We start from the raw sequence: 18,682 nt of genomic DNA, 5'->3' as shown, positions 1-18,682 counted from the left end.
TCGATGAATCATTATCACCCGCCGCAATGGTCAAATATTTGTAAAACTGTTATGATTGCTTTAATCACACATAATGAAGGCTCGGTTACCCAATTTAGACGTTGAGTATGAGTAAGTGAGCATGTTGAAATTTATTGAGAAAACTTTTTATTATCGTGTAACGTATTGACTTATTGTTTGTACTGATTTCATTAATAGCCGTTATTGTACTAGGCGTGGTTAGTTATGAAAAAATTAACACATATTAGTGACAAGATTGAAAATCCAGTGATTGATTTTGACCAATATCAAAACTCACGTGTACTAAGTTAGACAACATTAAGATTTATTTAGATGTCAATCAATCATTAAAGCAAGATGAGCAGAATAGTTTTGAGCGTGAGGTTGATAAGTATACTCAATAAATTATTAACCATTTACAGTAGTTATTTGATGAGATTTTTAACAAAACGAATATGCAGTATAGAATTTAAATCTTATTTAAAATTAAGTATGTACAATCTTTAAAAAAATTAATCAAACGAGCTTTTAATACTGAAAATAACTAAATTAATACTGAAGATTTATTATACTGGCATGACTAGATATTTACTCAACAAGTCAATCTATTAAAAATGGGTATGGTCAAAATTCAGCAAAATATCAGAAAATAAGCCCTTAATTATTCTAAAATTATTAGCACCTTCGGCGTGTTAGTGTTGATTGTATTTTTTAAATTAGGTGTGGCTTTAATGGCGCCAGATATGAGTACGTAAATTTGGTATTTTTTCAGTTCAATTTCAACAATTTTGATATTGTACGCTTTTAATTTGCGTTTTTATTTGTCAAAAACCAATTGTATGATTTCTAAATTCTTGTGTAAAGAAACTAGGCGGTCATATAACTCCTGTGTTTGTTGAATATCCAACTATTTATCATTAAAATTTTGCTGATAGGTTTTTTGTAGTCTAGTTCTAGTTTTGCTTACGCATTGTCAATTTGTGTCAGTAAATCGCCTTGTTTAACAAAACTTCAGACAGATTTAATCATGATAATTTCACCAAAAACCAGTGGATATATTTCTAATACTGATGTATCTATATTAATAAATAACAGCAAAATAATCAATTTAATTTTCATGGAGCTTCTCTTGTAAATATTGCCTAAAAAGGTAAGTTTTCAAAAATAATAACAAAACCAAATTGGTTTTTTGCTAATTTGTATTCTACATTGGTGAATTGAGTGAGCGTATCTTCAATATCGCTTTTCAACTCCATTTCATAATGTGTTTTAGCGTGTTCATATAAATCATGATAATTAAGTTTAGTAGTAAGTGATTTTGTATTTTTTAACTCGTTAAGTGTGAGCACTTGTGAAAATAAATTTTGTTTAAATTATTTAATATCCAGTTTAGTTTACTCGGCTTGTATGTTAAGTTTTGTAACACTTTATTGTCTGGTGTTGTTACCAAGTGGCATGGTTAAATTAATACCAAACGTAATTTTCTATTTTTCTCATGTGAATAAGGGCCTATTCACTCATTCTAACGTTGCTCTTAATCACAGCACCATAATCGTTTTTATAGCTGCTAATTTGATGCTTGATTGAGGATAAATTTCGGTGTACAATTTGTAGTGTTATTTTTGAATGCATTTTTTCTTAACTTATCAAGTGGTATAAAGGATTTATAAAATAATGTTTTAATTTAAGTTTGGTTAAATCGTCAGAGTAATTTTTATAGTTAATACCTAAAATATTTGCCAATTTTGCATGCTTGAAAATTTGTTCAATTTCAACTTTTATACGTTTACTGGCATCTAAATTAAGTAATGACTTGCTTTAAGTAATCCAATTTCTGATGGTTTATTAATGTCAAAATCATCTTGTATATTATTTGTTAAGCATTCAAGCATAGTTTCAAGTTACATGTTAACTAAAATTGTATCAAAAAAACAATGTATGATGTTAATATTATCAGAATATTGATCTCTTTATGTCAGTTATAAATCAATAAAATCTGTGTCGATGATTGATTTTTGTTTTTGTACTTCAGAGCTTTGATTTTTGCTGATTTCAAGTGTTTGTTTTAAACTGAAATGGATTGGGTATTTCGATTGCTGTAACAAGTTATGACAGCAATCTAAAAATTCAAGTATGTTTGCACAAAATAATTTTGATTAAAACGAGATTAATTATAAGGATTTTATCTGACGATAGATGACTAATAAAATCACTGATATTGATGTTTGTAGCATATAAATCTTTCACTTTTGAAGGCCTTTTCAACAAAATATTTTACCAACAGTAAGAAATATTTTTCATTGTCAAATCCTGTACGATACAATAGGCCTGACATTTACATGACATCTTCTAAATTTTCAGAATAGTTATTAAAATATTGATCAAAAAAGTATGAACATCCGTTGTATATGAAGAATAAGAGCAAACAAATATTAGTAATAAATAAAGAATTTTTTTATAAAACACACAGAGTCTTCAATCATTGTATCATTTAATCAAATAAAGCGTTGATGAATTCCTTGGATTGAAAGACTTTAAGATCATCAATCCCTTCACCTACGCCAATATAACGAATAGGTAGATTAAGTTCATCGGCAATCGCAAATAATACCCCACCTTTGGCAGTACCATCTAGCTTAGTTATGCTAATACCACTTAGAACAACTGCTTTGTTAAATTCTCGGGCTTGATTGATAGCATTTTGCCCTGAACTGCCGTCAATAACCAGCATAGTTTCATGTGGTGCGTCTGCATTTTGTTTGGCAATGACGCGCTTAATTTTGGCCAGTTCTTGCATAAGGTTGTCTTGCGTGTGTAATCGTCCTGCAGTGTCGGCAATTAGAATATCAATATTCTTAGCTTGTGCTGATTGATAAGCATCAAAGATAACCGAAGCTGAATCGGCACCCGTTGTTTGTGCAATCACGGGTATTTGATTACGCTCACCCCATATTTTAAGTTGTTCAACGGCTGCAGCACGAAAGGTATCGCCTGCTGCTAACATAATCGACTTGCCTTGATTTTGAAAAGATTTTGCCAATTTACCAATCAAGGTGGTTTTACCAGCACCATTAACACCCACAATTAGAATAACAAAAGTTTCATTAATATTAGTCTTAAGTTGATTATCTTCGATCAATAATTTGTCCAATGTATCTTTTAAGAATTGATATAAGCTTTCAGTATCTTTTAAGGTTTTTCTAGAGGCATTTTTACGTACAGATTCTAGTATTTTATCTGTAGTATTAATGCCAATATCAGCAGTGATTAATAGCGTTTCTAGTGTTTCTAATAAATCTTCATTAATTTCTTTTTCACCTAATAATAAAGAAGATAAGCTAGACCCTAACTTTTGTCTAGATTTATTTAGGAGTTGCTTTAATGAAGTTGACTTATCCACGTCTAAATTTTCTGATTGGGGTTGATTTTTTTTAAAAAAATTAAACATAACAATTCAAGTATAAAAAAAATTAATTTTACTATTCTTTTATTTTTATAAAAGTAAAACTTTGCGTATTTGACGACGTATAACCAAAAGTAGTACTCTCGACAATATGAATGATGAAAAAATTACTGAATGCTATGTAATCGATGAGACTCACTATCTTAATCACCGTACAAAACCTTGCTTATGTTAAAATACAAAATACTATGGTAAAAAACAACCTATTTGGACTGGCCTTATGATAATTGCTGAAGTAATGAATCTTTTGAGCTTTTGAGCTTTTGAGCTTATTAGCTTGGTTTGTATGATAAAACATTATCCAGCCAAAATGATGCGTCACTGCTCTTGGTTGTGTCTTGGAAGTATGGTTTTAAAAATATTAAATAGATTGTTTTAATTCATTTTCAAGAAACTGTATCACTCAATACTTGGAAAAATCAAGCTTCTAATGAATATTGCATCTTATGCCAATGTTAACCTAACAATGAATCGTCCACGTTGGTTATAAGCGTGTGAACGTGTAATTGGTAGAAGAGAGTCTGAGAGTCTTTTCTCACAAAAAAACATAAGGAAACGACCTTGTACAACCATTTAGTTCCTTTATTTTGTTGTTTTTATTGGCAATTACTTCAATTAATAAAATAGTACGTTATTTAGGCAAGTATTGGAAAAATCTACATAAATCTATTTATTTGATTATTATAATGGTTATTGTGCATTTTTATTGGCAGGTGAAATCGTTTATGAATATTGAACTGATAATTTATAGTTTGATTGCGGTTACTGCTTCTTGGTTTTAGGATTAATTGCAAAAGATGATTAAATTCATAGCGTATATTGCCTTATTCATTCATCATTTGGTATTTTCTGAAGAATTTGGTGGCTCAAATGTGAGTATGGCAGTGCTTGATAATGGTTTAAAAATTATTATTAAAACTGATCATCGTGCACCTGTATTTATCTCTCAACTTTGGTATAAAGTGGGTGCTAGTTATGAATCTCAACCCATAACAGGCATCTCGCATATGCTTGAGCATATGATGTTTAAGGGTTCACGTAATTATAAATCAGGAGAGTTCTCCCGCATTATTGCGCGTAATGGTGGTGATGAAAATGCTTTTACCTCGAAAGATTATACTGCTTATTATCAAAAAATGCATCAATCAAAACTAGAACTTGCTATTAAGATGGAGGCTGATAGAATGCGTCATTTGAGTTTTTTAGACGCTGAGTTAATCAAGGAAAGACAGGTGGTAATTGAAGAGCGTAGGTTACGTGTTGAGGATAATCCTAATGCAAAAGTGTATGAAAATTTACAACTAATTTCTTTTGACTCAAAGGGTGCTTATCATGCGCCCATTATTGGCTTTCAATCAGATATAGAAAATTATCATTTATCTGATTTACGCCATTGGTATGAAACTTATTATGTACCTAATAATGCAACATTGGTTGTGGTGGGTGATGTTAACCCAAAGTGTGTGATTAAATACGCAACCCGATATTTTGGTGAATATAAGGCCAATCCAAATATTGATGATAATAAAAAGAGGCCTTCTATTGCACTTAATAAACAATCACGAACGCTCAAGCTTAAAGCAGAGTTGCCATTTTATGTAATAAGTTTTCATGTACCAAGCTTAGTTACAACGGACAGTGAAGACAAAGCGTATCAACTAGAAATGTTGGCTTATATTTTAGATAATGGCTTATCAAAAACATTAATTAGAAATCAACAAATAGTGTCAGATATTAGTGCGGGTTATAGATTGTATGATAAATTTGATACTTTATTCACCATTAGTTTTGTTCCTGCACAAGGGATTAGTAATCAAAGTATCCTTAAAACGATAAAAACTCAAGTAAAGAAGCTGATTGAAAAGCCACATTTAATTGAAGCCGAACTAAGGCGTACTAAGGTGCAACTGGAAGCTGATTTTATTTTTGAACAAGACCAAGTCTCTACTCAGTCATATTACTTGGGTATGCTCTCTAGTGTAGGATTGGAGATTGATAAGTTGTCAAATTATGTGGATAAAATGAATCAAGTAAGCACTCAAGATATAGCTAATGTTGCTAAGCAATATTTAGATTTTGATACGTTTAATTATGTTGAGCTGATACCACAAGGCATTAAATGAAATTCTTAATCATTTTATTGCTAATAACAACTCAAGCACAAGCTAAGTTGAATATTATACATTGGACAACACCTGAAGGTGCTAAAGTATTGTTTGCACAAACTCAAGGTTTGCCTATGCTTGATATTGCCTTAAATTTTGATGCAGCTAGTTCTAGAGATGGCGCTAAATTTGGTTTGGCAACTTTAACTAATAGCTTGCTGGGTACAGCAAGTAAGTATCATTCACAAGAACAAATTATTGAACTGTTTGAATCAGTAGGTGCGCAATTTTCCACGCATTCTTTAAAAGATATGTCAATTGTTTCATTGCGTACATTAACACGTCAAGATAATTTGCAAATAGCGTTAGACATATTAACTGAAGTTGTTACTCAACCAGTGTTTAAACATAAATACTTAAACCGTGAAAAGAAACAAGTTTTGCGTTTAGTTAAAGTTATTAAACAATCGCCTGCTTCAATAGCATCACTTGCTTTTGATAAAGCGGTTTTTGCTGGACATCCTTACGGGCATACGAAAATTGGAACCAAAGAATCGCTTGTTAATATTTCTACCCTTGATTTGGCTCAACACTACCAGATATATTATGTGGCCAAAAATTTAACCATTGCTTTGGTGGGTAATATTAGCAGAACTAAAGCCAAACAAATTGCTAGACAAATCTCCCATGGCTTAAATAGTGGTAAAAAAGCCCAAAGTAATCCACTTGTTAAGGCGCTTAAAAAATCACAAAATATTCATATTGAATTTCCATCTAAGCAAACGCATTTGTTAATCGGACAAACGGGTATTAATCGAGCGCACTCTGATTATTATTCGTTATATTTAGGCAATCATATTTTGGGTGGCGGTGGGTTAACTTCTATTTTAAGTGATGACATTCGTGAGCAAAAAGGTTTAGCATATTCGGTGGTGAGTTATTTTACCAAGATGAAATCGAATGGCTTTTTCTTAGTAAAATTGCAAACTAAAAATGACCAAGCTGATCAAGCCAAAAAAATTGTCATTAAAACACTGAAAAACTTTTTAAATCATCCAATTAGTAGTCAGCAACTGCAAGATGGTAAAAATAATATTATTTATGGTTTTGCCCTAAAAACTGCGAGCAATGCAAGTATTTTAACGTATTTGTCAATCATTGGTTTTTACGACTTGCCTTTTGATTATTTAAGTCGTTTTACTGATAAAATTAAAAACATTAGTGCCAAAGATATTCAAATGGCTTTTAGCCGATTAATCAATATGGATAAATTTATTATTTTAAGTGTTGGACAGACTCAATAGAAAAAGTGTAATGAGCACAATTGAATTACTTTTTTCTTATGGAACGTTGCAAAATGTACTGGTACAATTAGAAACATTTGGGCGTGTGTTAGAGGGTTATACAGATCAATTATTGGACTATCAACTGCACTATATAAAAATTGAAGATATATCGGTTATTGAATTAAGCGGTAAAACTTATCATCCAATTGCTGTTTTTAGTATGGGTGATTGTGTTGATGGCGTGGTATTTAAAATAACGCAAATAGAACTGTTCAAATCCGATCAATATGAAGTAGATACCTATCAACGTATTAAAGGTAAGTTTCAATCTGGACAAGATGCTTGGGTATATGTTGAGGCTTAGAAATAATGAAAGAACTTTTTAACACTGAAAAATCAAAAAACAATAAGTCATTCTCAATGATCAAATCAGGATATTTTTTTAATTACTAAGGTAACATTAGGAAAAAGTGCACAAAATAACTAATATGTTAGTATTTTAAAATTTGAAATCAAAGTTTGCAAGGAAAATCGTTTTTTAAAATTATTTGGCTATGTGGAGATTATTTTCTGGGTTTTTAATTTTATCGTTTTATTCAGTGATTTGCTGGTTGGCTGCTAAAGTATTTGCGAGTGCTTGATTCAAAATTATTTATTAGTTATTTTGGTGCTGTATATTACTCAATTAGCAGACTTTTTTTAAATTAATAACTGATGGCTGGATTTTGTGATTTTCTCTCTGATTTTTACTTACGGATTGCAAAGTGTTTCTAGCCCTTCTTTATTGTTTATTTCATCGCCTAATGTGTTGTTAAATTTTCCATTTGGACAATTTTTGGTATTGATTTTTCTTTATATGAAGTAAATACTTGTTTGAATTCATCGGATAAATATTGGTATTTAGTCAAATCAATGCAGTATTCGTTAGAGATAATCCTGTCAACGCTTGAGGCCAGATGCATAGCGTGTACAAATAAACGCACTTCACGATATTCTTGATGAATGACTTTGACTTGGTTGTGAATATCAATAAAGATATCGCTCATGAGCAAATCATCAAGTGAGCGAGCGAATTCATTAATGTAGGAAATCACAACTTGTGTTGTTACGATTTTAATATAACGTGCATTTTAGTACTTTATACCAATAAAATCAATATCAGTATTGGTATCAATACTATTTTTAATATTAACAATGATTGATGCTCAAGGTTCTGGTTTTACTTGTAATCATGAGACATCTGGCATTATTATTGTTCAAGACAATAAGTTATCAATTATTGAATCCAGTTTTAGGATTTTTTAACGCCTGCAGTAACATTACTACAAATTGTGCAAATATCTTGAGAGGTTTTTGGGTTAACTGTAAATACTAAATTGTGTTGACTGATCAGTTTACTAACGTATTTAACCATACCTGTGTCAAAATTAATATTGTGTATAATGTTGTGATGAAGCTGAGTTTTCAGTATTAATAACAGTGATGTGTGTTTTAGGAGACGCCACTTGTATAGCCAGCCCGTCACGAGGAATGATGATTAACTCAACTGAATATAAAAGAGTTTGAACAATGTTTAATATTTCTTGTTTAGAATCTAGCGTGATGTCCACTCAGGGAGGTATTCTACTTAACAATTGGTCGCATCAGTTGAACATGAAGTAATATTATAAAGCATCAAAACGAATGTTATTATAATCTTGAGTAGAACATTTTTAATGTATTGTTTTGTTTTCTAAAATTACTCATTGCAATATCTGGTTGATTAAGAAATTCGTTATTATTAGCTTATACTTTGATTAATTTTAAGCGTGAATATAATGCTTGTTAACGACGCTTATTTTTAATTAAACCTTCCTGTAAATAAAGTTAAATAAAGTTAATTTAATTTACTATAATATGTGCTTTAGATGCTGTGTGTTTACCTAAAAGGAGCTTTAAAAAAGTGTAGATTATATGTTGTGGATAAAAGCCTTTCATGTTATTAGTGTGATTACTTGGTTTGCAGCGCTATTTTATTTACCACGTCTTTTTGTTTATCATTCAATGAGCAAAGATAAACTTAGTATTGAACGTTTTAAAGTGATGGAACGTAAGCTTTATAAATACATTATGATGCCGAGTTTTATCTTAGTTAGTGTACTAGGATTATGGATGAGTGTTGAGAATTGGGCATATTATTCAATTCAATATTGGCTATACATTAAGTTATTATTGGTGATTTTGTTGATTACATACCATTTTTATTGTGGTCATTTAGTGGGTGTTTTTAAGGCTGATAAAAACACCCACTCTCATGTATTTTATCGTTGGTTTAACGAGTTCCCTGTGCTGATATTGGTGGGTGTTGTTATCCTTGTTGTGGTTAGGCCGTTTTAGTTAACTTTAAGTAACTCTTAGCCAATGCTTCGTAGATTGGTTGTGTAGATATTTTTTTAGACACCCAATTGGTAATAAAGGCAATAATTAGCGCTGGAATGAGTAAATTAAGTGTATTTGTCATCTCTAAAACAACAAATGCACTAGTAAGTGGTGCCCTAATAACAGCACTTAAATAAGCAATCATCGCCATAATAATAGTAATTTGAGGGCTAATTTGTGAATAATAATGGCTCACTTCACTGCCGATACCAGCGCCAATAGAAATACTGGGCATGAATAAACCACCAGGAATGGTGGAAGCTAGAGAACTTAGCGTTGATAGATATTTCATCATAACAAAGTCAGCACCTAGCTGATGTCCGTCTAACATTAATAACACTTCTTCACGACCAGAGCCAGCAATTTGACCTTTAGAAAGGTAGTTAAATAACGCAATAATTAAACCTAATATTAAGGCAACCATGACAACTTTAGTTTTAGTGTGTGCAATAAATTTCTTAATTAAGTAAAGAGTGGTTTTTGAGAATAAACCACCTAAAATTCCAGAAAATATCGCCAATGGTAGTAATTGCCAAATTAGTGTTAAATCAATAAAATAAGTTGACATATCATTTAAATAGACGTCATTACCACGATATATAACTGCCAATAAGTAAACCAAACCACTAATGATGGCGATTAAAATTAGTGCTTGTTTTTTGAGTCGACGGCCTATCTCTTCAAAACTAAACAAAAAACCCGCAATTGGTGCGTTAAAGGCGACAATAAGCCCAGCACTACCACCAATTGCAATAAGTGAATGGATAAGCAGTTTACGTTTGAATTTAATGAATTGATTAAAGCCAAAAAATATTGAGCCACCAATATGAATACTAGGGCCTTCAATGCCAATAGACGCACCACCAAGCATGCCCATAAAAATAAGCACAATTTTTCCAATTGCCATCCTAAATGATAAGAGTTTTTCACGTATGGATTTGTTGCGAGAATCATTGGCGGCAATTAATTGTGGAATGCCACTACCTTGAATATAGTGACAGAAATACTTAGCAATATAAACAATCAATATAAATACAACAGGAGTAATAACAAAACTTAAATAAGGCTTTGAGGCAATTAAATGCTTGAATGTGTGTTGAGCATAATCACTAGAGGTAAGGAAAAAATCAATAGCAATAACAGTGATAATACTACTTAGTATCAAGGATATATAGATTTTTAATTTATTGGGTAGTTGGTGCGAGAGATATCTTTTCAACTAAACAGTCCAGTTGATAAATAACGATCACCCCGATCGCAAACAATAGTAACAATGGTGGCATTGTTAATTTGTTTGGATAACTCAATGGCTACTGATAAAGCGCCACCAGAGGATACACCAGCAAAAATACCTTCCATTGTTGCTAAGTCCCGTGTGATTTGCTCTGCTAAAATTTGTGAAATATCTATGATAGTATCTACTTTAGATTGATCAAATATTTTTGGTAAGTATGCTTTTGACCAACGGCGAATGCCAGCAATTTGCGCGCCATCTTCAGGCTGTACACCAATAATTTTAATGGCTGGATTTTTTGCCTTTAAACTATCTGATACACCCATAATCGTGCCAGTTGTTCCCATGGCAGCGACAAAATGGGTGATTGACCCTTGTGTATCTTGCCAAATTTCTTCAGCAGTTGTATTGATATGAGCATTTGGATTATCTGGATTAGAAAATTGGTTAAGTTGTTTACCTTTACCCTGTTTTTCCATTTTATCAGCTAAATTTCTAGCGCCCTCCATGCCTTCGTTTTGAGTGACTAAGATAAGTTGAGTGCCATAAGCACTCATGGCATTACGTCTTTCTTTTGAAAGATGATCAGGCATAATTAAAATCATTTTATAACCCTTAATAGCCGCTATCATCGCAAGTGCAATACCAGTATTACCACTAGTAGCTTCAATTAAGGTATCACCAGGAGATATTTCACCCCGATTTTCACTATTTAAAACCATGTTAAGTGCAGCTCTATCTTTAACCGAACCTGCGGGGTTGTTACCTTCTAGTTTGAGTAAGATGGTATTTGATAAGTTAGGGTTGAGTCGCTTAAGTTTGACTAAAGGTGTATTGCCAATAGTCTGCTCAATGGTTAAATAATGCATAATTTTTGGATACTAAAGATGAAAAACTAATAGATTTGTTGCAACTCTTTCTTTGTTCTAAATTTTATCTCAAATTCAATATTATCTTCAGAACTACGACTAGTAACTTTACTAAAGCTGCCTCGTTTATGGAAAACGGTATTAACATAAGTAGCAAGTACATCTTTCAAAAAACTAAATATATTGAATAAAATGGTTTTTCCAAAACCATTAACACCAATAATAACGCAAAAACGAGTAATGTTAGTCATCTCAGCATTTTTTTAATAGTTCTATTTTCATATTTTTACATATTATTTAAAATAGTGTCTTTGACTTCGCTCATTACTAGGTTGATGTTAATTATTTGATTGGTGCAATGTGAAATTGCTATATCAGGGTCTTTTAAGCCATGACCTGTTAAAGTGCATACAATTTTAGAACCATTTTCAATTTTTCCGTTTTTAATGTCACGCATTGCACCTGCTAGTGAGATTGCTGAAGCTGGTTCGCAAAAAATACCTTCTTTTTCAGTGAGTAATTTTTTTGCGTTTAGAATTTCTTCATCGGTTAATGAATCAAACCAGCCGTTTGATTTTTTTTCAACTTTGTGTGCCAAATCCCAACTTTGTGGATGGCCAATACGAATAGCAGTTGCAATGGTTTCTGGGTTGTCTATCATTGCACCTTTAACAAAAGGCGCAGAGCCTGCTGCTTGATAGCCGATCATTTTAGGAATATTGTTTACTTTACCTTCTTTATGATATTCTGTATATCCCATCCAATGTGCTGAAATATTCCCTGCATTGCCCACAGGCAGGCAATGATAATCTGGCGCACAGCCAAACTCTTCTATAATTTCAAAGGCAGCAGTTTTTTGACCCTGTAGGCGAAATGGATTAATTGAATTAACAATTGATACTGGTGTATGTTCAGCCACCTCTTTAACCAAACGCATGCCATCGTCAAAGTTACCTTTAATTTGAATAATAACAGCGTCATGAATCATTGCTTGTGCTAATTTACCTAGTGCAATTTTTCCTTCAGGAATCAACACAAACGCTTTAATACCAGCACGCGCAGCGTAAGCCGCAGCAGATGCTGAGGTGTTACCTGTAGAAGCACAAATAATTGCTTTAGAACCGGATTCTACTGCTTTGGTAACTGCCATAGTCATACCTCGGTCTTTAAATGAACCCGTGGGGTTTAGACCTTCATATTTAATATAAATATCAACATCTTTACCTAATTCTTTAGGAATATTTTCTAGCCGAATGAGTGGTGTATTTCCCTCGCCTAAACTAATAATTCGAGTGCTGTCATCCACGGGAAGTCTGTCTTTATAGTGTTCAATTAAACCGGTATATCTCATTATTTTTTCCTTAATTAAGTGTTTTAACAAAAATAATTTTAACATCTTCTTGGATGTAGTCATGGGTTTGAATTTCTGCCACTGCCTTGTTCAGTTCACTAGTTTTTGTAAGATTGGTAATGATAGCAATGTGCGCGTTATTTTTCTGGTCAATTTGTTTTTGTATAACAGACTCTACACTAATGTTATGATTGGCTAAAGTTGCTGTAATATCTGCCAAAACCCCTAGTTTATCAGTGGTCAATAAACGCAAGTAGAAAATACTTTCAATATCTCCAGTGTTGCAATTTGGAATGTTTTTTAATGATTTCCAGCCTAAAATATCATGATTCACAGTGCCCTTGATAATATCAATCAAATTAGCAATAACACTACTTGCTGTTGCTTCAGCACCAGCACCAGCACCATAATAAAGCGTTTCACTAACTGCATTACCTTTGACCAATACACTGTTCATAACGCCATCAACATTAGATAGTAAATGAGTTTTAGGCACTAAAGTTGGGTGTACATACATTTGTAATTTTCCATCTAGTTTTTTAGCAATACCCAGGTGTTTAATGGTATAACCCAATTCCGTTGCAAAAGTAATATCTTCACCACTAATTTTGCTAATACCTTCAGTTGAAACTTGATTAAATTGTAACTCACAGCCAAACGCCATTGAAGCGAGGATGGCTAATTTATGTGCCGCATCAATACCTTCGACATCAAAAGTAGGGTCATCTTCGGCGTAACCCAATGCTTGCGCCTCTTTTAGAACATCTCCAAAGTCTCTACCTTTATTACGCATTTCAGTTAGAATAAAGTTACTTGTACCATTGATAATACCAGCAACTAATTCAATTTGATTGGCACTTAAACCTTGTTCTAAAATTTTTAAGATAGGAATACCACCAGCAACGGCCGCTTCAAATAAAAGATGCGTGTTGTTATCTTTTGCCAAGGCAAGTAGTTTATTGCCATGTATAGCAATTAAAGCTTTGTTGGCTGTGACAACATGTTTTCCATTTTCAATGGCTTGTTCGACCAAATCTTTAGCTAAACCTGTGCCACCCATTAATTCTAAAACGACATCAATATCATTATTATTAATAATCTCAAATGGGTCTTGAGTTAACTTAATATCCTCAGTAGGACAAATACGTATTTGGGTTGTATCTCTTACAGCTGCATGAGTGATGTTAATATTATCGCCAGATCGGCGTGTAATTTGTGCTTGGTTTTTGTTTAACACATTCACCACGCCACCACCGACAGTACCAAGCCCTAAAATTCCAATATTCACAAGTAAAATCCATATTTAATAAAACTAAAAAGGCATTATACCAATAGGATGTTTATATATAGAGCTATTGAAGGTAGCGTTGGTTTATTTATCTAAAATAATCGCTGAACATTTAAGTGGGCGCAAGTATTGATTAGGAATTTTGTGTTGATTATTAAAAAGAACAGGTGCTAAAGCTTTTAGCATATCTTCATAAATTGGTTTTTTAAAATCAATCACATCTTCAATAGGGCGCCAATAGTCTACCCATGCCCAATCATCAAATTCTACTTGTGTATGCATGTTTAGCTTGATGTTGTTTTCATTTGAGATAAGACGCAATAAAAACCAAACTTGTTTTTGACCAATACACACAGGTTTTTGTTTGTGTTTTATGTGATAATCAGGAAAATCATAACGTAGCCATTTAGGTGTTTTGGCAAGAATACTTATATGTTCAAAGGACAAGCCAATTTCTTCATTAAGTTCTCGAAAAAGTGCATCCAACTCACTCTCACCAAAATCAATGCCACCTTGTGGCAATTGCCAAGAATCTTGTTTTAAGCGTTTGGCTAGAAGCACTTGTTGTTTGTCATTAGTAATAACAATGCCAACATTAGCCCGATAGCCCTCACTATCAATCATACTGTTTTTACATCAATGATTAATCTTCGCCAGAAAATACACCTAGCAACTGCAATAAACTTAAAAATAAGTTATAAATTGAAATAAATAGTGTTATTGTTGCCATGATGTAATTGGTCTCGCCACCACGAATAATATTTGAAGTTTCAAATAAAATCAAGCCACTCATTAGTAAAATAAATACTGCAGATACAGTTAATGATAATGCTGGTATAGCAAAGAAATAAGCAGCAATTCCTGCTAAAAATGCCACAATAATACCCGTTGTTAAGAAACCAGATAAAAAACTAAAATCTTTACCTGAAGTGATGGCATAAAAAGACAATAATAAAAAGATAATCCCTGTGCCAATCATTGCTATAGCAATCAGTTCAGAGCCATTTGAAAAGGTATCTGTGTAAGCGTTAATAATAGGACCTAATGTTAGCCCCATAAAGCCTGTTAATGCGAATACTGCTAAAATTCCGTAACTCGAATTCTTAAGTTTGTTGGTTAAATACAGTAAGCCAAAATAACCGCCAAAAGTGATTAAAAGGCCAAAATGTGGCAGATTTAAGGACATAGCAAGATAAGCCATTAGCCCGCTAAATAATAAGGTTGTAGAAAGCAATTGATATGTATTTTTTAAAATGCTATTGGTGCTAATACCACGTGTTTGAGTGTTGACGTTTGTATTCATGATTTAATTCCTTATTTGAAAGCGTAAAATACAGCTATTTTACAGCAAAAATAAATGTATGAAACTGGTTTTAGGTTTAGGAAAAACAGGTTTTTCAATCGCTCGTTTTTTATCAGAACAAAATATTGATTACAAAATTGCTGACAGCCGCACCAATCCACCTTTATTATCTAAATATCCTGACGCGTTTTCAAAATCACTTCTTACTCTCGGATCTTGGACATTAGATTTATTAAAAAAAGTTGATGAAATTTTCATCTCTCCTGGTATTGCCCAAAACGAGTCCATTGTTATTTGGGCAAAAGAGCAAAATATTCCCGTTATTAGTGATATAGAGTTATTCTCAAGATTTGCAAAAGCACCCATTATTGGTATTACTGGCTCTAATGGAAAGTCAACAGTTACACAACTATTGACACAAATGATTATTAATGCTGGCATGCAAGTTGCTATGGGCGGCAATATTGGTACGCCCGTATTAGATTGTTTAAATGAAAAAATAGAATATTATGTATTAGAACTATCCAGTTATCAGCTAGATTATAGCCATCATCTAAATTTAATAGTAGGTGTTGTACTTAACATAACTCCTGATCATCTTGATCGGTACCAAAATTTTAAACATTACATCAATTCTAAATTAAGCCTATATCAACATTGTCAACACTTAGTGATTAATTTAGATGAACCACTCACACCCCCAAAAGTAAATGCCAAGTGTTTTGGTATTAGCATACCCAAGCAGGCAGATGATTTTGGTACAGTCACTTGTCATGATACCTACTATCTACTCAAAGGCGACAATGTGCTAATGAGCATTAACGAAGTGCAATTGATTGGCGAACACAATACAAGAAACATACTTGCAGCTCTTGCCTTAGGTGACCAAATCAGACTGCCAATAATATCCATGATACAAAGTATTAAAAACTTTAAAGGACTAGAACACCGACTTGAGTGGGTAGCAAAAAAACAAAATATTGATTATTACAACGACTCAAAAGCTACTAACGCAATTTCCACTATAACAGCAATCCAAGCCTTAATGCGCAAACATCAAAACATTGTATTAATCCTAGGCGGCATTGCAAAACAAGAAAACTATACTCCATTATTTAAGCTTATTAATAAAAGCATTACTAGCGTTATTCTTATAGGGCAAAGCGCTCAACAATTTGAGCAAGAAATTAATACGAATACCAGCCATGCTAAAACCATGAAAGATGCAGTTAATGTCGCCCATTCAATGATTAATAATGGCACAATTTTGTTATCTCCAGGGTGTGCTAGTTTTGATATGTTTGATGATTTTGAGCATCGTGGGAGGGCGTTTAAAGAGTGTGTATTTAGTATAATTTAGACATTAAAAAAAGCTTTCACTGAGGGAAGGGCTTTGGTTGTTATAAAAAACGTTGCCTATGAAAAATATATTTCATTGATATGAAAAGTAAAATCTAAGAGATAGTTGCTTACAATCGGCCTAAATTGTAACTTGAAAAAGTTATAAAATTGTATTTTTTCAAAAAGACAAGCAATAATGCATAATTAATTTTAGAATGCACAAATTGCTAGAGTGTACTTTAATCTGCATCAAACGCAAAATGCAAGATTTTTAAAAATTTCTTGTTAGTTTTTTTACGCTTAAGTTTTCTATTATATTTTTATTTTATATACTTTCTTCACTTGTTAGTATTATACGCTGGTGGTAGTTAAAAAAATATTAGACTTAGATTTAGGTAGTAATTCTATCTACTAGGCATTGATGGGTGAAATAAATTATAGATTTTGGTTTACATGTTTTTAATAAAGTTGTGAAAAAATACCCAAACCTAAAAACACCGAGACATGAGTTTACAGCGTTGAGCAAGGCGTAAGTAAAAAATGATACATTATTTAATCTAATTTAATTTATTACCACAAGAATTAAGTGACAATTTTGACAAAGAAGAACTACTTAATGAACTGGGTAATCCTTATGAATTACACATTGGTGTGTTAATTTCAGAATATAGTACTATTAATATTTCCTAGCCTTTAATTGTTGAATATCAAAAAAACAACGCAGTCATTATTTTTTGTAATAAAAAATATTTGCCATATTTCACTATTTTACCAATTATCGAGGATAATAATTTACATCAAAAAATTCTTTAATAATAAATCAGTATCACACAACCTGTGCATAAAAGTTTGTGTAAATAAATCGTACAACAAAAAATCATAAATCAAGCTAACAAACTTAAATAATTTGGACGGATTAAGGTTTTTATTGGAAAAGAGTCAATCCATCGAAAAAACTCCAGGACAAATATCATTCTTTTGGCTAGAAAAAATGGTAAAAACCTAGAAGGCTTTAAGTGGGGTGATTGTAACCAACTACCATTTAAATGAAAATCACAACTATTTTGAGATTTGTTTTATGAATTGATAAATGTAACTACTTTGACAGGACTAGGGCTTTTTAAAATAAAGACGTATTTTTCACTTTTTAGCCAAGTATTTTGGCGTTTACATAATTTGCGGGTGGCAATGATGGCTTTTTCTATCATTTCTGCTTTGTCTATTTTACCGTTTAAATATTGCCATGCTTGGCGATAGCCGACACAGCGGATGGCAGGCAGGTTTTCGTGAAGGTTTGGATTCTGTTTGAGATGTTTTACTTCATCTAAAAAGCCATGTTCCATCATTGATAAAAAACGTTCTTCAATGCGTTGATGTAATTCGCTTCGTTCTGGCATGAGGATTATTTTTTTAATAGGGTGGTTAATAATAGGTTTTTTGTTACCTTGTAGTTTGCTGAGTGTTTTGCCACTTAAGTCAAATACTTCCAGTGCACGCGTGATTCTTTGTGCATCATTTGGGTGGATTCTATTGGCAGCTTGAAGATCAATTCTTTTTAGATCTCGGTGTAGTTTAATTGTACCTTTACTTTTAAGTAATTGGTTAAATTTTTCTTTGGATTCTGGGGTTGATTCTGGTAATTTGGATAGACCATATTCTAATGCGTGAAAATAAAATGACGTACCACCTACCAAAATTGGTAATTCGTTATTGGCAAAAGCGGTTTTTATTTGTGCATTAGCATTGCGAGCAAAGTTAAAGGCTGAGTATGAATCTTCTGGGTTGCAAATATCAATTAAGTGATGAGGGTATTTTTTTAAGGTTGCCTTGTCTGGTTTTGCAGTACCAATATCCATGCCTTTGTAAATAAGGGCAGAGTCAACGCTAATGAGTCGAGTTTTGAATTGTTGGCTTAGTTTAATGGCTAAATCAGTTTTTCCTGAGGTAGTTGGACCCATTAAAAATATCACGGTTTTGTTGATTTTGATTGGCATAAAAAGCTTTTAATTACTGAGCATTAATGG

The 18,682-nt window shown here is 32.4% G+C and carries 17 protein-coding genes; 5 read left to right on the top strand and 12 right to left on the bottom strand.

Annotated elements, in window-relative coordinates:
• Positions 1-1,142 precede the first annotated feature (1,142 nt).
• Both RMAG_RS03865 and ftsY read right to left on the bottom strand, forming a co-directional pair.
• Complete coding sequence (locus RMAG_RS03865) at positions 1,143-1,349, bottom strand: hypothetical protein (RefSeq protein WP_011738132.1); 207 nt, start codon at positions 1,347-1,349, stop codon at positions 1,143-1,145.
• 1,142 nt (positions 1,350-2,491) lie between these two features.
• A complete protein-coding gene (gene ftsY, locus RMAG_RS03860; RefSeq protein WP_011738131.1) occupies positions 2,492-3,448 on the bottom strand; it encodes a signal recognition particle-docking protein FtsY in 957 nt (318 codons plus the stop codon).
• Positions 3,449-4,260: 812 nt separating this feature from the next.
• Between ftsY and RMAG_RS03850 the strand changes: the two genes are divergently transcribed.
• Genes RMAG_RS03850 through RMAG_RS03840 form a run of 3 tightly spaced genes read left to right on the top strand, consistent with a single transcriptional unit; the run spans position 4,261 to position 7,218 of the window.
• Entirely contained in the window at positions 4,261-5,586 is a 1,326-nt protein-coding gene (locus RMAG_RS03850) for a M16 family metallopeptidase (protein ID WP_011738130.1), read from the top strand.
• Entirely contained in the window at positions 5,583-6,872 is a 1,290-nt protein-coding gene (locus tag RMAG_RS03845; RefSeq protein WP_011738129.1) for a M16 family metallopeptidase, read from the top strand. The genes RMAG_RS03850 and RMAG_RS03845 overlap by 4 nt, the downstream gene beginning before the upstream one ends.
• Before the next feature lie 10 nt (positions 6,873-6,882).
• The gene (locus RMAG_RS03840; RefSeq protein WP_011738128.1) at positions 6,883-7,218 is read left to right on the top strand and encodes a gamma-glutamylcyclotransferase family protein; all 336 of its coding nucleotides are present in this window, start codon (positions 6,883-6,885) and stop codon (positions 7,216-7,218) included.
• Between the two features lie 436 nt (positions 7,219-7,654).
• Here the strand turns inward: RMAG_RS03840 and RMAG_RS03835 are convergent, their stop codons facing one another.
• Together RMAG_RS03835 and RMAG_RS03830 are read right to left on the bottom strand one after the other, a co-directional pair.
• Positions 7,655-7,948 (bottom strand): hypothetical protein, encoded by a 294-nt coding sequence (locus RMAG_RS03835; RefSeq protein WP_011738127.1) that lies wholly within the window; start codon positions 7,946-7,948, stop codon positions 7,655-7,657.
• A 333-nt stretch (positions 7,949-8,281) separates the two neighbouring features.
• The gene (locus RMAG_RS03830; RefSeq protein WP_024792176.1) at positions 8,282-8,464 is read right to left on the bottom strand and encodes a hypothetical protein; all 183 of its coding nucleotides are present in this window, start codon (positions 8,462-8,464) and stop codon (positions 8,282-8,284) included.
• Positions 8,465-8,807: 343 nt separating this feature from the next.
• On the opposite strand from RMAG_RS03830, the gene RMAG_RS03825 reads away from it, so the two are divergent.
• Positions 8,808-9,230 (top strand): CopD family protein, encoded by a 423-nt coding sequence (locus RMAG_RS03825; protein ID WP_011738126.1) that lies wholly within the window; start codon positions 8,808-8,810, stop codon positions 9,228-9,230.
• Here the strand turns inward: RMAG_RS03825 and RMAG_RS03820 are convergent.
• From RMAG_RS03820 to RMAG_RS03790, 7 genes are all read right to left on the bottom strand, one after another.
• Positions 9,217-10,491 (bottom strand): chloride channel protein, encoded by a 1,275-nt coding sequence (locus tag RMAG_RS03820; RefSeq protein ID WP_011738125.1) that lies wholly within the window; start codon positions 10,489-10,491, stop codon positions 9,217-9,219. The two genes, RMAG_RS03825 and RMAG_RS03820, sit on opposite strands and share 14 nt — an antisense overlap.
• Positions 10,488-11,375 (bottom strand): cysteine synthase CysM, encoded by an 888-nt coding sequence (gene cysM / locus RMAG_RS03815; RefSeq protein ID WP_011738124.1) that lies wholly within the window; start codon positions 11,373-11,375, stop codon positions 10,488-10,490. The genes RMAG_RS03820 and cysM overlap by 4 nt, the downstream gene beginning before the upstream one ends.
• Before the next feature lie 26 nt (positions 11,376-11,401).
• A complete protein-coding gene (locus tag RMAG_RS03810) occupies positions 11,402-11,626 on the bottom strand; it encodes an AAA family ATPase (protein WP_011738123.1) in 225 nt (74 codons plus the stop codon).
• A gap of 35 nt (positions 11,627-11,661) precedes the next feature.
• Positions 11,662-12,726: a threonine synthase gene (thrC, locus tag RMAG_RS03805; RefSeq protein WP_011738122.1), complete on the bottom strand. Its 1,065-nt coding sequence runs from the start codon at positions 12,724-12,726 to the stop codon at positions 11,662-11,664.
• A 10-nt stretch (positions 12,727-12,736) separates the two neighbouring features.
• A complete protein-coding gene (locus RMAG_RS03800; RefSeq protein WP_011738121.1) occupies positions 12,737-14,014 on the bottom strand; it encodes a homoserine dehydrogenase in 1,278 nt (425 codons plus the stop codon).
• An 84-nt stretch (positions 14,015-14,098) separates the two neighbouring features.
• On the bottom strand, positions 14,099-14,638 hold the full coding sequence (locus tag RMAG_RS03795) for an RNA pyrophosphohydrolase (RefSeq protein WP_011738120.1): 540 nt from the start codon (positions 14,636-14,638) through the stop codon (positions 14,099-14,101).
• Between the two features lie 19 nt (positions 14,639-14,657).
• Positions 14,658-15,317 (bottom strand): Bax inhibitor-1/YccA family protein, encoded by a 660-nt coding sequence (locus tag RMAG_RS03790; RefSeq protein ID WP_011738119.1) that lies wholly within the window; start codon positions 15,315-15,317, stop codon positions 14,658-14,660.
• A 58-nt stretch (positions 15,318-15,375) separates the two neighbouring features.
• Here RMAG_RS03790 and murD point away from each other — a divergent pair, with 58 nt between their 5' ends.
• On the top strand, positions 15,376-16,677 hold the full coding sequence (gene murD / locus RMAG_RS03785) for a UDP-N-acetylmuramoyl-L-alanine--D-glutamate ligase (RefSeq protein ID WP_011738118.1): 1,302 nt from the start codon (positions 15,376-15,378) through the stop codon (positions 16,675-16,677).
• Positions 16,678-17,734: 1,057 nt separating this feature from the next.
• On the opposite strand, the gene miaA is transcribed toward murD, so the two are convergent.
• Positions 17,735-18,652, bottom strand: a complete 918-nt coding sequence (gene miaA, locus RMAG_RS03780; protein ID WP_011738117.1) for a tRNA (adenosine(37)-N6)-dimethylallyltransferase MiaA — start codon at positions 18,650-18,652, stop codon at positions 17,735-17,737.
• Between the last annotated feature and the right edge of the window lie 30 nt (positions 18,653-18,682).

The organism is Candidatus Ruthia magnifica str. Cm (Calyptogena magnifica) (assembly GCF_000015105.1).
Classification (GTDB): domain Bacteria; phylum Pseudomonadota; class Gammaproteobacteria; order PS1; family Pseudothioglobaceae; genus Ruthia; species Ruthia magnifica.
Note: the sequence above shows the minus strand (reverse complement) of the source record. Positions and strands in the feature narration are given on the sequence as shown.

What these genes read in the sequence shown, in the direction of transcription:
- cysM (WP_011738124.1), bottom strand. Translation starts at nt 11,375, where the DNA reads ATGCATTATTTAACCATTGAGCAGACTATTGGCAATACACCTTTAGTC.
- murD (WP_011738118.1), top strand. Translation starts at nt 15,376, where the DNA reads ATGAAACTGGTTTTAGGTTTAGGAAAAACAGGTTTTTCAATCGCTCGT.
- ftsY (WP_011738131.1), bottom strand. Translation starts at nt 3,448, where the DNA reads ATGTTTAATTTTTTTAAAAAAAATCAACCCCAATCAGAAAATTTAGAC.
- RMAG_RS03790 (WP_011738119.1), bottom strand. Translation starts at nt 15,317, where the DNA reads ATGAATACAAACGTCAACACTCAAACACGTGGTATTAGCACCAATAGC.
- thrC (WP_011738122.1), bottom strand. Translation starts at nt 12,726, where the DNA reads ATGAGATATACCGGTTTAATTGAACACTATAAAGACAGACTTCCCGTG.
- RMAG_RS03825 (WP_011738126.1), top strand. Translation starts at nt 8,808, where the DNA reads ATGTTGTGGATAAAAGCCTTTCATGTTATTAGTGTGATTACTTGGTTT.
- RMAG_RS03810 (WP_011738123.1), bottom strand. Translation starts at nt 11,626, where the DNA reads ATGACTAACATTACTCGTTTTTGCGTTATTATTGGTGTTAATGGTTTT.
- RMAG_RS03845 (WP_011738129.1), top strand. Translation starts at nt 5,583, where the DNA reads ATGAAATTCTTAATCATTTTATTGCTAATAACAACTCAAGCACAAGCT.
- RMAG_RS03840 (WP_011738128.1), top strand. Translation starts at nt 6,883, where the DNA reads ATGAGCACAATTGAATTACTTTTTTCTTATGGAACGTTGCAAAATGTA.
- RMAG_RS03795 (WP_011738120.1), bottom strand. Translation starts at nt 14,638, where the DNA reads ATGATTGATAGTGAGGGCTATCGGGCTAATGTTGGCATTGTTATTACT.
- miaA (WP_011738117.1), bottom strand. Translation starts at nt 18,652, where the DNA reads ATGCCAATCAAAATCAACAAAACCGTGATATTTTTAATGGGTCCAACT.
- RMAG_RS03850 (WP_011738130.1), top strand. Translation starts at nt 4,261, where the DNA reads ATGATTAAATTCATAGCGTATATTGCCTTATTCATTCATCATTTGGTA.